The organism is Roseburia sp. 1XD42-69, from assembly GCF_003612565.1.
Lineage (GTDB): Bacteria > Bacillota > Clostridia > Lachnospirales > Lachnospiraceae > Roseburia_B.
Genome location: NZ_RAZG01000049.1, coordinates 1 through 13,934, shown reverse-complemented (window position 1 = coordinate 13,934; position 13,934 = coordinate 1). Strand labels below are relative to the sequence as shown.

Sequence of the window (13,934 nt, the reverse complement as noted above, 5' to 3'; positions counted from 1 at the left end):
ATTGTACAGATTTGACAAAAATACCAGATTATTTTTGTTTGGGGTTATGGGTTTAACCTTTGAAAAGTCCGGGCGGCTTTACTATACTTATAATCAACCTCAGCAGTTATGTGGGGCAGATGGTAAGGAAGGAGACGGCATTGTGGAGAAGGAGAGGATTAGAATCAGTGATATTGCACAGGAACTGGGCCTTAGCACGGCGACTGTGTCAAATGTGATACATGGAAAGACAAAGAAGGTTTCCGATGAAACGGTAAAGCGTGTGCAGGAGCTTTTGGAAAAAAGGGCATATATCCCAAGTATGGCGGGAATTTTGCTGGCGCAGAACGATTCTAAAATTATAGGAATCGTAGTGAATGACCACGAAAAATACGAGGGGCATGTTCTGGAGGATGGTTTTATCTCTTCCGCCATAAATGCATTGTCCAGAGAAATTGACAGGGCAGGATATTTTATGATGGTAAAAGTTACATCCCAGTGGGAGGATATTGTCCGCTTTGCATCTATGTGGAACATGGAGGGGCTGGTTCTTATGGGATATTGCCAGCAGGACTGCAAAAAGCTCCGGGAAAATATGCATATTCCCTTTGTGGTTTATGACGGTTATTTTGAGGAGACGGAAAAAATCTGTAATCTCACCATAGACAACCATGGCGGGGGATACCAGGTTGGGGAATATTTAAAACATATGGGGCACAGGAAAGTTCTCTGCATTTCGGACAACTGTATCTGTATGGATTTGGAGCGCATAGAGGGGTGCAGGGAAGCCCTGGAGCCGGATGCGCCGGGCTTTATGGAGATACCAATGCAGGAGGAGAGAAGAAAAAAATTTTATGAGGACAAATTGAAAGAAATATTAGAGTACACGGCTGTTTTTGCCGTTTCCGATTTTTATGCCATAGAATTGATACATTTTTTAAAAGAAAAAGGGTATGGCATTCCACGGGATATTTCCGTGGTGGGTTTTGACGATACGGTGCTGTGCCGTTACAGCAGCCCGGCCCTTACCACAGTAAGGCAGGATGCAAAAATGCGGGCGGAACATGCCATTTCCATTCTCCAAAAATTAAAAAAGGGTACGGAGCACCGTTTTACCGTGAAGCTCCCGGTTTTTCTTGTGGAGCGTGACAGTGTGAAAAATCTGAATGGGGGAGGGAAAATATGAAAAAAGAATCTTTTGCCAGGACAGTGTTTCAGATTGCCCTGCCGGTAACCCTGCAGTCCCTGCTGCAGTTTTCTTTCAGCGTGGTGGACCAGGTGATGATTGGGCAGCTTGGCAGCTACAGTATTGCGGCAATCGGCCTGGGGGGAAAGTTTGTGTCCCTTTACTCTGTGGTGCTTGCAGCTATTGCCTCTGCAGCGGGCATTATGATTACCCAGTATATGGGAAGTCAGGACGAAGATTCCACAGACAGAAGCTTTTATGTGAATATGGCAATGTCTGTTGGGCTGGCGTTTCTTTTTGTTTTTTTGTGCACCCTGTTTCCGGACAGGATTATGGCGGTTTATACAAAAGATGAGACGGCCCGGAAACTGGCGGCAGATTACATAAGGATTTTGGCCCTGTCTTTTCTGCCAATGGCGGTAAGCTCTATTGTGACGGTAATGCTCCGCTGTATGGAACATGCCGCACTGCCCTTATATGCAGGGGTGGCAGCTTTGGCATTCAATACGGGTTTTAATTATCTTCTGATTTTCGGAAAATGGTTTTTCCCCTACATGGGGGTAAAAGGAGCGGCGTTTGCAACAGTTCTGTCCCAGATTGCAATGTCCGGAATCCTTCTGTATTATTATGTAAGGCTTAGGGGAAGAAAAAATGCTGCCTTTCGTTTGGAAAAAATGAAAGAATACTTATCCTGTCCGCTAGAGTACAAAAAACAGTATGGAAAAATTCTTGGCCCGATTCTGGTGTGCGAATTTATGTGGAGCCTGGGGGAAAACATTTATACGGTAATTTATGGAAATATGGGGACAGAGGAATGTGCGGCTATGACCATGACTATACCGGTGCAGACCTTAATGATTGGGGCTTTAAGCGGACTGTCCCAGGCTGTGGGAATTCTTACAGGGAAATCTTTAGGGGCGGGGCAGTACGAAAAGGCATTCCGGGAGTCAAAAAAGATACTGGGATACGGCATGACAGGGGCTGTTTTTTTATCCCTGTGTTTTTTGGGGGTGAGCAGATTTTATGTAAGACTTTATAATGTGGGGCCGCTGTTGCAGGAAATGACAAGGTATATTCTTGTGAGCTTTGCGCTGGTCTGTCCCGTAAAGGTCTTAAATATGATTTTAGGGGGAGGAATTATAAGAAGCGGGGGAAAGACAAAGTATGTTATGTTTATTGACATGGCGGGAACATGGCTCTTTGGTGTTCCCCTGGGATTTTTTGGGGCGTTTGTCTTAAAACTGCCGGTTTGGCATGTGTATTTTCTCTTGTCCATGGAGGAATGTGTAAGGCTTGGGATTTCTCTGATTATTTTTAAGAAGAGGAGTTGGATGGGGAGGTTGGGATGAGAAATAATTCGTTCCTACAATTTTCTGTACATGAATATGTGTCTATGTTATAGTATCATATATGTAATTCAGGATTTTTACAGATAGGATTGTTGAAACATATGAGCACACAAAAAGAAAAATGGATGGTAAGAAACAAAAAGGCGGATTTCAAAGAGATTGGCAGGCGCTTTTGCATCGACCAGGTTCTGGCCAGAATCCTCGTAAACCGGGGCATTACGGAGGATAGGGAGATTGGGAAGTACCTGGGTGGGACATTGGAGGAACTTCACTCCCCCCATCTTATGAAGGATATGGACCTTTTGGTTGAAAGTTTGCAGGAAAAAATTCACAGTGGAAAACGTATCCATGTGATAGGGGATTACGACATAGACGGTATTATGTCCGCCTATGTCCTTTTAACGGGCCTTAGCCGGGTGGGGGGCGTAGCAGATGCTGCAATCCCCCACAGGATGAAGGACGGATACGGAATTAATGAAAACCTCATTGACCGTGCAAGGGAAATGGGGGCGGATACCATTTTAACCTGTGACAACGGCATTGCCGCATTAGAGGCGGTGGCTTACGCCAAAAGCCTTGGGATGACCGTTCTTGTGACAGACCACCACGATATTCCCTATGTGGAAGAAAATGGGGAGAGAAAGTATGTAAGGAGCCAGGCCGACGCCATTGTAAACCCCAAGCAGCAGGAGTGCAGTTACCCTTTTTCCGGCATCTGCGGCGCAGTGGTGGCATGGAAAGTGATTCAGGCCCTCTATGAAGCGGAGGGGCTTCCCACTGACGCTTATCTGGAATTTTTAGAACAGGCGGCTTTTGCCACGGTGGGGGATGTGATGGATTTGACGGATGAAAACAGGATTATTGTAAAATACGGGCTGGAAAAGATGCGCTATACGAAACATCCCGGAATTTCTGCACTAATCGGACAGAAAAATATTGTGCCGGAAAGGCTTTCGGCCTATCATCTGGGGTTTGTCCTTGGCCCCTGCATCAATGCCAGCGGAAGGCTTGACACCGCAGTGCGCTCCCTAAAATTAATGCTGGCCCGGTCGAAAGAGGAGGCCATCCCCTTAGCCATAGAATTGGACGGGCTTAATGAGGAGCGGAAAGCCATGACCTTAGAGGGGGTGGAACAGGCAAGGGATGGGATTTTAAAAGAGGGATGGGACAAAGACAAAGTGATGGTAGTTTATTTAAAGGAACTCCATGAGAGCCTGGCGGGGATTGTAGCCGGGCGCATCCGGGAACTTTACCACAAACCGGTATTTGTCCTGACGGATTCCGAGGAGGGGGTAAAAGGCTCCGGCAGATCCATAGAAGCCTATTCCATGTATGAGGAACTGTGTAAGTGCGGAAAGTATTTTACAAAGTTCGGCGGGCATCCCATGGCGGCGGGATTTAGTATGGAGAGGGATGATGTGGAAAATTTCCGCCGGGAGATAAACATGTGCTGCAGCCTTTCGGAGGAAGATTTTATTCCTGTGATACATATTGACGTGCCCATGCCTTTATCCTATGTGACTAAAGAGCTGGTGGAGGAGATGGAGCTTTTGGAGCCCTTTGGCAAAGGGAATCCCAAACCTGTATTTGCAGATAAAAATATAAGAGTCAGGGAGAAAAGAGTTGTGGGAAAAAACAGAAACGTCCTGAAACTTACACTGGGGGATGCCTATGGTTACGTTTACGATGCAGTATATTTTGGGGATGTGGAGGAATTTGAAAGGTTTTTGGAGGAAAAAAATGAAATCGCTATTATCTATTACCCTGAGATAAACAGCTATATGGGCAGGGAGGATATACAGATTGTCATCTCTAATTATTGCTAAAAAAATGAGAATCGTTTATAATGTATGGTAACTGTTTATAACCCGTAAAAATAAAAGATAAAGATTATTGCGGAAATAGGAGAATCATATGTTTAGTACAAAAAAAACCAAGGAAAGTTTAGAAAAAGCCCAGGAACTGCAAAGTGAATATGACAGTTTAAAAAGTTCGGTAAAGGAGATGAAAGCTGTCTCTGACAAAGCATTCCACACTTTAGACACAGGGAATGGCCAGCTTGAAAAAGGGATTGAGGAACTGACAGATTCCCTCCAGGAGCGCAGTGTGATCTGGGGGCGTTTAAATGATAAAGCGGCGGCGGTTTATTCCAGGATGGAAAAGGTATCGGCCTCCGGCCTTAAGACAAGGGACGGGGAAATGTCTTTAAAAAACTGTCTGGAAAAGGTAAAGAAAGTTGCCGGTTTTACAGATGACATAAAAACCAGGTGCGGCCAGCTCAACGAGTTAGAGGAAAAGGGAGGCGCAAACTGGGAGAAACAGTTTGGGGACAACAGAGCCCATATTGTAAAAATGCAGGAGACAGCAGGCCGCATGACAGTACTTGCCTTAAATGCCGCAGTGGAGGCGGGAAAGCTTGGAGGCGCAGGAAAAGAATTTTTACAGGCGGCGGAGGAGGTGCGCCTGTTATCGGAAAAATATACCCAGATGCTTGAGGCTTTATCCACCCAGATTAATGAGTTTCAGGAATTTGCCAACAGGGAAAAAGAGCTGCGCATGGTGATTGTAAACGGGCTTCTTAAAAAAATGGAAAGCACTGCGGAGTGGCAGGATGATATTGCCTCCTTAAAACTGGATGTCCAGGAGGAAGCGGTTTTGGCCCAGCTTTTAAAAGACCAGAGAAACGACACGAAGCGGGTGGCGGACGGCGTGCGGGAAGCCTGTGAGAGCTACGGTGATATTTTAGAAAAGCTGGAAGAGTTAGGGCAGTGCACAGAGGAAAACAGACAGGCGAAAAACCTCCTTATGGACCAGGTTTTAAAAGTATGCGGCAAAGCAGAGAAGTAAGGGGAGGAGATAGCTATGATACAGGAGGAGTTTACCTTTTTATCCCACGACGGAAAGACACAGATTCACGGGGTGAAGTTTGTGCCGGATGACAGAAAATGGGATAAAGTGCTTCAGCTTATCCATGGCATGCAGGAATATATTCTGCGGTATAAAGATTTTGCCGAATATCTTACAAAAAAAGGCTATCTTGTGGTGGGGCATGACCATTTGGGCCACGGGGATTCCATATCTTCCGAAAAAGAGATGGGTTTTTTCTGCAAAGACGGCCCCAGCGATGTTTTGGTGGAGGATATGCATACCCTGCGGGAACAAATACAAAAGGAAAATCCCGGCAAGCCCTATTTTATGCTGGGCCACAGCATGGGGTCTTATATGCTTCGGAAATATATTACCCTTCACGGGGAAAACCTCTCCGGGGCGCTTTTAGTAGGAACCGGGAGTATGCCGGATTTAACAATGAAAACAGGTATGGCCCTTTGCCGGGGGATTGCCGCTGTTTTCGGCTGGCATTTCCGCAGCCCTTTTGTCCGTTTCCTCTCTCTTATGGGGCCTTACCGGGAATTTGACTCCAGCGGGAGAAAGCCGGAAAAGAGCTGGCTTACAAAAGATTTGGAAATTGTGGAAAAATATTTTAAAGATGAAAAGTGCGTTTTCCGGTTTACCATCAACGGGTACTACGGGCTGATGGAGGCGGTGTATTATGACAACCAGCCGAAAAATATAGATAAGATACCAAAAGACCTTCCCATTTTTTTAGCCTCCGGGGATAAAGACCCGGTGGGGGATTTTGGTGCCGGGGTGAAAAACGTGTACCGCCAGTACAAACGTGCAGGCATCAAAGACGTGAAATGGAAATTGTATCAAAATGACCGCCATGAGATTTTAAACGAGACGGACAGAAAAGTGGTATACCACAATTTACTTTCCTGGATGGAAGCTCATTTATAAGAAAATAAAGTAAGAAACGATTAAAAATAAAATTTATCTTAATTTTTTCATATTCCTTTGACATCCTTTGGTATTTGTGTAAAAATGAAGGCGTTTATAAAAAGGACAAAAGGAGGTTTTATTATGAAAAATGTAAGAAAACAGTGGAAGCGCATGTTCTGTGTCCTTCTGTCAACCTGTATCCTTTTTACTTCTGCAGCGCCCCTGCAGGCAGCGGAGGTATTTGAGGACGAGGATGCCCAGGAGACTTTGGCGCCGAACCAGGCAGCACCGGGGGCGGATTCGGCGGCTTCAGGGGAAAATCAGGGCACGGATCAGGGTTTGGACCAGAATACCGGGGCAGGCCAGGGGACAAACACCCAGGACGAACAGAAACCCCAGGAAGGGCAGCCGCCTTTGGGCACGGGAAATGGGAGCCAGCCGGGGGACAGCACGGATTCACCGGAAAACAGCCAGCCGGTTACGGATAAAGGCACAGACGAAAAAGATACGGAACAGTCCTCAAAGGATAAAAATATTTCCGGAACCGTTACCCAGGAAAAGCCGGATATTTCCGGTACGGTGACAGTGGAGCAGGACAAAAACGACGACAATGTAGAAATTAAGAAAAATGATAAGCCATATCTGGCCCTGGGGGCGGATCTTTCCCCGGAGCAGAGAGCCATTGTTCTGGCGTTAATGGGAATCGACGCAAACAAATTAGAGGACTATGATGTTTTGTATGTGAACAATGCAGAGGAGCATCAGTACCTGGACTCCTATATTGACAAGAGCAAAATCGGCACCAGGTCTTTATCCTCCATTGTGATTGTGGAGCGGAAAGACGGAAACGGCATTAACATTTCAACCAACAATATCTCTTATTGTACCGTGGGCATGTACAAAAACGCCCTGGCCACGGCGGGAATCACGGACGCAGACATTATTGTGGCGGCGCCCACGGCGATTTCCGGTACAGCGGCCCTTGTGGGAATCTTTAAAGCCTACAAAGAGATGACGGGGGATGAAATTGACGAGGAGAGCATTGACACCGCCCTTCACGAGCTGGTGCTCACCGGAAACATAGAGAGCGCAAACGGGGCGGATTCCGACGAGGTGGAGGCTTTATTTGCCTATGTAAAACAGGCGGTGGTAGAGCATGACATGAGCGATGAGGGAGAAATCCGGGAAGCCATCGCAGAGGGATGTGAGAAGTTTAACGTAGTCCTGACAGAGGAGGAAATCAACGACATTGTAGAACTGATGCTTAAAATCAGCGAGCTGGATTTGGATGTTGACAGCCTGCTAAATGCCGCCCAGTCTATTTATGACAGTTTCAAAAACGGCGGGGACATCGGCGGATTTTTTTCAAAACTTGGAAAGTGGTTCAGCGGTTTATTTGAAAAGTTTTTAAATATCTTTTCTTAATAAGAAACGGACGTTCTAAAAAATGTCTGGATGCAAGGATTATGGAAACATAATCCTTGCATTATTTTACAGGGAGATTAGGGAAACGCTGATGAATGCGTTTTTTCAGAAAAATTTTTTGATTTTCCAGAGAAGAAAGGCGGGAATATGAGGGAAGGGACGAAAAACAGGTTAAAAAAGAAACTGGGGAGGGCAGCGGAAAAAATTCCCGGGAACAGATTGGGATACAGAATGTTTTTAGTTTACATTTTCGGCGGTTTCATGCCTTTGGTGCTCATTGGGCTTTACCTGATACAGGGAACAAAACAGATATTGGTAAATCAGGCCAAAAGCGCAGAAGCCCAGGAACTTTTTACGGTGAGAAACCAGATTGCAGAAATGCAGGATACCATAACCACCATGTCCAGATATTTTTACTTTGATGAGAAACTGGAGGAAATTGCCGAGAAGCAGTACAGGGACTACCAGGAGATTATCAATGATTACAGAAGTTATACCAGTTTTTTAGAGTACAGGAAATATTACAACGATATTATTTCCGGTATCAGCGTTTATTTTGAAAACGACACCATAACAGGGAACAGTGAGTTTGTAAAAGTGGATGACGATATCCGTAAAGAGGAGTGGTATCAGCGGGTGCAAAAGGAGAAGGGCGGCATTATCTGGTCCTATCTCCCCCATGAGATTGTGGGATACGACCATGCCCTGGCCTTATCCAGGATGCTTAAGACCAGAAAGGGAAAAAATGTGGGGGCCCTGGTGATTTACATACGGCCGGAGCGGTTTGAAGGATATGTAAGGGAAAGAAGCGGCGATACCTTTCTTGTGTTAAACGGGGAGACATCTATCTGTTCTATGGGAAGGGATGCCGTTTTTGAGGATATTAAGGAATATCTTCCGGGGAAAGGGGAAGAGGACATTCAAAAACAGGTTTTCATTGACGGGGCGTCCTACATTGTTACCACGGAAACTATTTTCCAGGACAACAGCAGTGATTATCTCCAGGTGGTGGGGGTCCGGGCTTACCGGGACATTTTAAAAGAGGCCAATGCCCAGAGCATAAAAAGTATTGGGCTGTCCTGTTTAAGCGCAGGCTTTGCGGTAATTATGATTTTATCTTATTCCCTGTCTTTTTCCCGGAGAGTGCAGCGCTTTAAGGAGCAGATGAAAAAAGCTGCGGAGGGAAGTTTTGAACTGCAGGAAAAACTGGGGGGAAATGACGAAATCAGTGAACTTTACGATTATCTCCACACCATGATTCACGACATCCAAAGGCTTTTGGCGGAGGTTTACCGGGAAAAAATCCATGCGGAGCAGCTAAAAACCAGCCAGAAAGACGCCGAGCTGAAACTTCTCACCAGCCAGATAAACCCTCATTTTCTCTATAATACCTTGGAGACCATCCGCATGAAAGCCAGGGTAAGCAAACAGTATGAAATAGAAGATCTGGTAAAAATGCTGGGAAAGATTCTTCGCAGCAGCATTTCCGCCGGGGAAAAAGAGGTATCTGTAGCATCTGAGGTAGAGCTGGTGGAATCCTATCTGAAAATCCAGAAATACCGGTTTGGGGAAAGGATGGCCTATGAAATATTTGTGGAAGAAGGGGTGGAAAAAAAGAAAATTATCCCCCTGATTTTACAGCCCATTGTGGAAAATTCCATTATCCACGGATTTGAGGGCAGGGAAGAGACAGGCCATATCCAGATACGGGTGGAAGCCCGGAAAGAGGATTTGGTGATTCTTGTGGAGGATGACGGAAATGGCATAGAAGGGGAGAAACTTGCCCAGATAAGAGAAGAGTTAAAATACCATCGGTTTAAGGGAAAGCATATCGGGGTGTGCAATGTAAACCAGAGGATAAAATTAAAATTTGGGGACGGTTACGGGGTGGAGGTGGAGAGCAGGCCGGGAGAAAAAACCGTGGTGAAAATGCGTCTTCCTCTGGATTCATAAGTAAGTCAAGGGAAGACGTAAAATATATGGTCTGCTATTCTTTTATCCTGTCAAGCTCTGTGATATTGATGCCGGAAGCCGTGAGAATTGTCTTCAAATCCACGTATCTCTCATACATCTCCTTATATGCTGCCGATTCTTTATCCTGAGTCAGAACCATATACTTTTGAAGCCGTGAAAACTCCTCAATGTTTCTTTGTATCATTTCCTTTTCTGTCATAAATTTCACCGCCTTTTATTTGGTAACGACTTGTTATACTGTAATTATAGCAGGGCATATGAAAAGTGTAAACCTGTTTTATTTTTAGAGATTTTTACCAGAAAAATTCGACATCTAAATTTTTAGGTGCAGATTTTCTGGTATTTTTCATGAAATTAATGCGGTATCTAATTCTTTACAAAAATTTTATAATAATTTCAGATAAAGGAGGAGCAAAAACATGAAAAAAGGAAAGAAAGGAAAACAAAAGGCTGTGAAAGCCAAAACGAAATTCAGCATGGCCCTGATGTGGAAACAGAGATATCTCCTGTTTATGTCACTTCCCTTTGTGATATGGCTGATTATCTTTAAGTACATACCCTTATGGGGCTGGACCATGGGATTTCAGGAAGTAAAGCCGGCCACATTTGCAAAGCCCATCTGGGAGAGGAAATTCGTAGGGCTTGCCAACTTTAAAAAAGCTTTTACAGACCGGCTCTTTGGACAGACCATGATAAACACCATAGGAATCAGTATTTTGGGGATTTTAATCGGGACGGTTCTGGCAATCGTATTTGCGGTGATGTTAAATGAGATTTGTTTTAACAGGTTTAAAAAATTCACCCAGACCGTGTCCTACCTGCCCCACTTTGTATCCTGGGTGGTAATCGCCAGTATTGCAAAAATGGTATTGAATGACGGGGGAATGATAGACACCTTATTTGGGAAGAACCTGCATCTCATGTCAACAAATTCCGTGCTGTTTTGGGTGGTTGTCTGTCTGGTGGACGCCTGGAAAGAAGTTGGATGGAATGCAATCGTGTACTTATCCGCTATGGCAGGAATCGACCAGGGACTTTACGAGGCGGCAAAAGTGGACGGGGCAAACCGTCTCCAGAGAATCTGGCATATCACCCTGCCGGGAATCAAGCCTACCATAATCGTACTTTTGATTATGAGTATCGGAGGTGCCTTAAATGTGGGAATGGAGCGGCAGATGCTCCTTAGCAACGGAATTGTCCAGGACCACGCAATGGTACTTTCCTGGTTTGCATACCTTAGAGGTATTGGAAACAATAATTACGGCATAGGTACAGCAATCGGCATGTTCCAGTCGGTGGTAGGCGTCACCCTGATGCTTATAGCAAACAAGATTTCAGGATGGCTTGGAGAAAGCAAGTTAATGTAGGAGGAAGGCAAATGCAAAGCATTTTTGGGAATGCCTTCCTCCGAGTGGCCGCCGAACCCAAGGTGAGGGGGCGTTACCTTAAAAAAGGAGGAAAGGAAAGCAAATGCGTGAAATAAGAACAAGCGGACAGATAAAAAGCAGGGAAAAGATTTTAGATTACATATTAGTGGTTATTTTTATCGGAATTCTGATCATAACCCTGTATCCCTTTTTAAATGTGCTGGCGATTTCCTTAAACGACCCAATGGACACGATGCGCAATATCAACTTCATCCTGCCAAGGAAATTTACCATGAACAACTACATCTATGTGTTTCAGGAGAACAATTTGATTGTGCCCTTTATGATGTCGGTTGCCAGGACTTTAATTGGAACATTAGTCAGTGTGTTCAGCACGGCGATGATCGCATATGTCATGAGCCGGAGGGATTTTTATTTTAACAAAATTGTTTCATTTTTATTTATCATTACCATGTATGTCAGCGGCGGTATGATTCCGGAATATCTTCTTTTGACCAGGAATCTGAAAATGGGGAATTCGTTCCTTGTATACCTTCTGCCGGGATTGATTTGGGCGTACAATATTGTGCTGATGCGTTCCTTTATTGACGGGCTTCCGGATGCCTTACAGGAGGCGGCAAGGCTTGACGGGGCAAATGATTTTACAATCTGGTACAAAATCATTGTTCCTTTATGCAAACCGGTGCTTGCCACGGTGGGCCTGTTCTATGCCGTAGGGCAGTGGAATGCATTTATGGATACGTATCTTTACGCCAGGGATTTGCCTACTTTACAGTATGTGCTGTATGAAATTATGCAGCAGGCGGAGATTAAGGTAGACCCCCATGCGGTGGATCAGGTAAAAAATGCGGTATCACCCCTTTCCGTGCGGATGGCGATTACAATGATTGCCACAGTGCCCATTATAGTGGTGTACCCCTTCCTGCAAAAATATTTTGTAGGCGGTATGACGGTCGGTGCAGTCAAAGACTGATGCTGATAGATTAGGATATAGGCGAAGAGAAAAAGGAGGAGAAAAGCTTATGAGACAGAAAAGAGTGTGTGCACTTATGCTGGCAGCAGTGGTGGCGGCAGGTGTTTTTACAGGATGCGGAGATAAAAAAGAGGATGCATCTACAGGAATTGCGACAAATGACGGGACAGAGACAGGAGGGGAGGCAGGCGCTTCAGGAGATGTGGTGGAACTGACCTTTTACAATGCGGACGGGGAGGAAGACCCCTGGAGTGACCCGGTGGCGGAAAAGCTTACCGAGGCCACAGGGGTAAAATTAAAGACGGATTATCCGGTATCCTCCGACGACCAGAAAGTGGCCCTTATGATTGCAGAGCAGAGCTATCCCGATTTGATTTATGCAAAAGGGGACGCCGGAAGCCTGATTGAAGCAGGAGCCCTGATGGACATGACGGATTTAATTGAAGAGTACGGCCCCAATATTAAAAAACTCTACGGGGATGAGTTTAACAAATTAAAACATTCCCAGGATGACCCGGCAATTTATCAGTTGTCTTCTTATAATGTGGGAGGGGAAGTTTTTAAACATTCCGGTACGGCACAGATGCAGTGGGATGTGTTAAAGGCAAATGACTATAAAGTACCGGAGACACTGGATGAGTTTGAGACAATGTTAAAAGATTATATGGCAGAGAATCCTACCACCGATGACGGACACAGCACGATAGGGCTTACCCTTTCCGCCTCTGACTGGCACTGGATGATTACCCTGGGAAATCCGGCAGGATATATTGCGGACGGTGCGCCGGACAACGGCCAGTGGCTCATAGACGAAAATAACCAGGCAATGTACAAATTCCGTTCCGATAAAGAGAGGGAATATTTCAAATGGCTGAATAAGCTTTACAATGAAGGCATTTTAGACCCGGAATTTGCTACCCAGACCCATGAGGACTATATTGCAAAAATCGCTTCCGGCCGTGTGCTCTCCCTTTTTGACACGGACTGGGATTACAGCGACGGGGAAAAAGTGTTAAAGGCCGACGGAAAATTCGGAAAGACTTATGCGCCCCTTCCCTTTACTATGGACAAAGAAACAAAATGTGTTTCTTTAATGTACCAGGGACTTACCACAGGCCAGGGCGTGGGAATTTCCGTGGATTGCAAAGACCCTGTGGCAGCAATCAAATATCTGGATTATATCTGTTCCGATGAGGGCCAGGTACTGGTACAGTGGGGAATTGAGGGCGTAAACTATCAGGTAGACGAAAACGGCAAACGTTACAGAACCCAGGAAGAAATTGACGCTTCCAATAACGACAAGGATTACTCCAAAAAGACAGGGGTAGGCTTCCACAATTACCCTTTCCCCTACTATGGTGACGGAATTGTGGATGAGACAGGAAGTACCTACACTACAAAGAGCAGGGAATCCGTGGTTGCAGAGTACGACGAGGAGCAGAAGGCGGCCTGTGAAAAATGGGGCGTAGAACTTCTGACAGATATCTTCCCCCAGGCAAAGGAGTTTGAAGTTCCTGCATATTCTCCTATCTGGGCATATGCAAAGCCAAGTGAGTTTGATGAGATCGGAAACCAGTTAGATGAAATTGCATGGTCATCCTTAATCTCCTGTATTATCGGCTCCGAAAGCGATTTTGATGCTTCTTATGACAAGATGTTAGAGGAACTTGAAGGCGTGGGCATGTCAGATGCAGAAAAAATTCTTACGGACATTGTTCAGGAGAGGGTATCTATTGCAGAATAGTCAGGGAAACCCAGAAAAAAGTACCTAAGTTAGGAATGTGTATTCTGTGAAAACAGGATTTGGGCAGTCCAGCTAATAAATGTCAATAGCAAAATGAGAAAAATCGAAATTATTTTTAAAGCAAAAAAGGCGCACT

Annotated in this window: 11 protein-coding genes; 10 read left to right on the top strand and 1 reads right to left on the bottom strand. The window is 45.2% G+C overall.

Annotation, left to right across the window (positions count from 1 at the left end):
* Window positions 1-142: 142 nt before the first annotated feature.
* The 7 genes from D7Y06_RS17785 to D7Y06_RS17755 all read left to right on the top strand — a co-directional run bounded on the left by D7Y06_RS17785 (window position 143) and on the right by D7Y06_RS17755 (window position 9,672).
* Window positions 143-1,165, top strand: a complete 1,023-nt coding sequence (locus tag D7Y06_RS17785; RefSeq protein WP_120409097.1) for a LacI family DNA-binding transcriptional regulator — start codon at window positions 143-145, stop codon at window positions 1,163-1,165.
* Window positions 1,162-2,514 (top strand): MATE family efflux transporter, encoded by a 1,353-nt coding sequence (locus D7Y06_RS17780; RefSeq protein WP_120409078.1) that lies wholly within the window; start codon window positions 1,162-1,164, stop codon window positions 2,512-2,514. Before D7Y06_RS17785 ends, D7Y06_RS17780 begins: the two co-directional genes overlap by 4 nt.
* Before the next feature lie 101 nt (window positions 2,515-2,615).
* On the top strand, window positions 2,616-4,340 hold the full coding sequence (recJ, locus tag D7Y06_RS17775; protein WP_120409077.1) for a single-stranded-DNA-specific exonuclease RecJ: 1,725 nt from the start codon (window positions 2,616-2,618) through the stop codon (window positions 4,338-4,340).
* Between the two features lie 88 nt (window positions 4,341-4,428).
* The gene (locus D7Y06_RS17770; protein ID WP_120409076.1) at window positions 4,429-5,361 is read left to right on the top strand and encodes a methyl-accepting chemotaxis protein; all 933 of its coding nucleotides are present in this window, start codon (window positions 4,429-4,431) and stop codon (window positions 5,359-5,361) included.
* Window positions 5,362-5,376: 15 nt separating this feature from the next.
* On the top strand, window positions 5,377-6,312 hold the full coding sequence (locus D7Y06_RS17765; RefSeq protein ID WP_120409075.1) for an alpha/beta fold hydrolase: 936 nt from the start codon (window positions 5,377-5,379) through the stop codon (window positions 6,310-6,312).
* Window positions 6,313-6,435: 123 nt separating this feature from the next.
* A complete protein-coding gene (locus D7Y06_RS17760) occupies window positions 6,436-7,719 on the top strand; it encodes a DUF1002 domain-containing protein (protein ID WP_243119380.1) in 1,284 nt (427 codons plus the stop codon).
* Between the two features lie 147 nt (window positions 7,720-7,866).
* Window positions 7,867-9,672, top strand: coding sequence for a cache domain-containing sensor histidine kinase (locus D7Y06_RS17755; RefSeq protein WP_120409074.1), 1,806 nt, complete (start codon window positions 7,867-7,869; stop codon window positions 9,670-9,672).
* A gap of 34 nt (window positions 9,673-9,706) precedes the next feature.
* Here D7Y06_RS17755 and D7Y06_RS17750 read toward each other — a convergent pair whose 3' ends face one another.
* A complete protein-coding gene (locus tag D7Y06_RS17750; protein WP_120409073.1) occupies window positions 9,707-9,892 on the bottom strand; it encodes a hypothetical protein in 186 nt (61 codons plus the stop codon).
* A 220-nt stretch (window positions 9,893-10,112) separates the two neighbouring features.
* On the opposite strand from D7Y06_RS17750, the gene D7Y06_RS17745 reads away from it, so the two are divergent.
* From D7Y06_RS17745 to D7Y06_RS17735, 3 genes are all read left to right on the top strand, one after another.
* Window positions 10,113-11,060: an ABC transporter permease gene (locus D7Y06_RS17745; RefSeq protein WP_120409072.1), complete on the top strand. Its 948-nt coding sequence runs from the start codon at window positions 10,113-10,115 to the stop codon at window positions 11,058-11,060.
* Between the two features lie 103 nt (window positions 11,061-11,163).
* Window positions 11,164-12,054, top strand: coding sequence for a carbohydrate ABC transporter permease (locus D7Y06_RS17740; protein WP_120409071.1), 891 nt, complete (start codon window positions 11,164-11,166; stop codon window positions 12,052-12,054).
* Between the two features lie 49 nt (window positions 12,055-12,103).
* The gene (locus D7Y06_RS17735) at window positions 12,104-13,798 is read left to right on the top strand and encodes an extracellular solute-binding protein (protein WP_120409070.1); all 1,695 of its coding nucleotides are present in this window, start codon (window positions 12,104-12,106) and stop codon (window positions 13,796-13,798) included.
* Window positions 13,799-13,934: the final 136 nt, after the last annotated feature.

Coding starts and splice junctions, on each gene's coding strand:
- D7Y06_RS17780 (WP_120409078.1), top strand. CDS start 1,162: ATGAAAAAAGAATCTTTTGCCAGGACAGTGTTTCAGATTGCCCTGCCG.
- recJ (WP_120409077.1), top strand. CDS start 2,616: ATGAGCACACAAAAAGAAAAATGGATGGTAAGAAACAAAAAGGCGGAT.
- D7Y06_RS17770 (WP_120409076.1), top strand. CDS start 4,429: ATGTTTAGTACAAAAAAAACCAAGGAAAGTTTAGAAAAAGCCCAGGAA.
- D7Y06_RS17765 (WP_120409075.1), top strand. CDS start 5,377: ATGATACAGGAGGAGTTTACCTTTTTATCCCACGACGGAAAGACACAG.
- D7Y06_RS17760 (WP_243119380.1), top strand. CDS start 6,436: ATGAAAAATGTAAGAAAACAGTGGAAGCGCATGTTCTGTGTCCTTCTG.
- D7Y06_RS17755 (WP_120409074.1), top strand. CDS start 7,867: ATGAGGGAAGGGACGAAAAACAGGTTAAAAAAGAAACTGGGGAGGGCA.
- D7Y06_RS17750 (WP_120409073.1), bottom strand. CDS start 9,892: ATGACAGAAAAGGAAATGATACAAAGAAACATTGAGGAGTTTTCACGG.
- D7Y06_RS17745 (WP_120409072.1), top strand. CDS start 10,113: ATGAAAAAAGGAAAGAAAGGAAAACAAAAGGCTGTGAAAGCCAAAACG.
- D7Y06_RS17740 (WP_120409071.1), top strand. CDS start 11,164: ATGCGTGAAATAAGAACAAGCGGACAGATAAAAAGCAGGGAAAAGATT.
- D7Y06_RS17735 (WP_120409070.1), top strand. CDS start 12,104: ATGAGACAGAAAAGAGTGTGTGCACTTATGCTGGCAGCAGTGGTGGCG.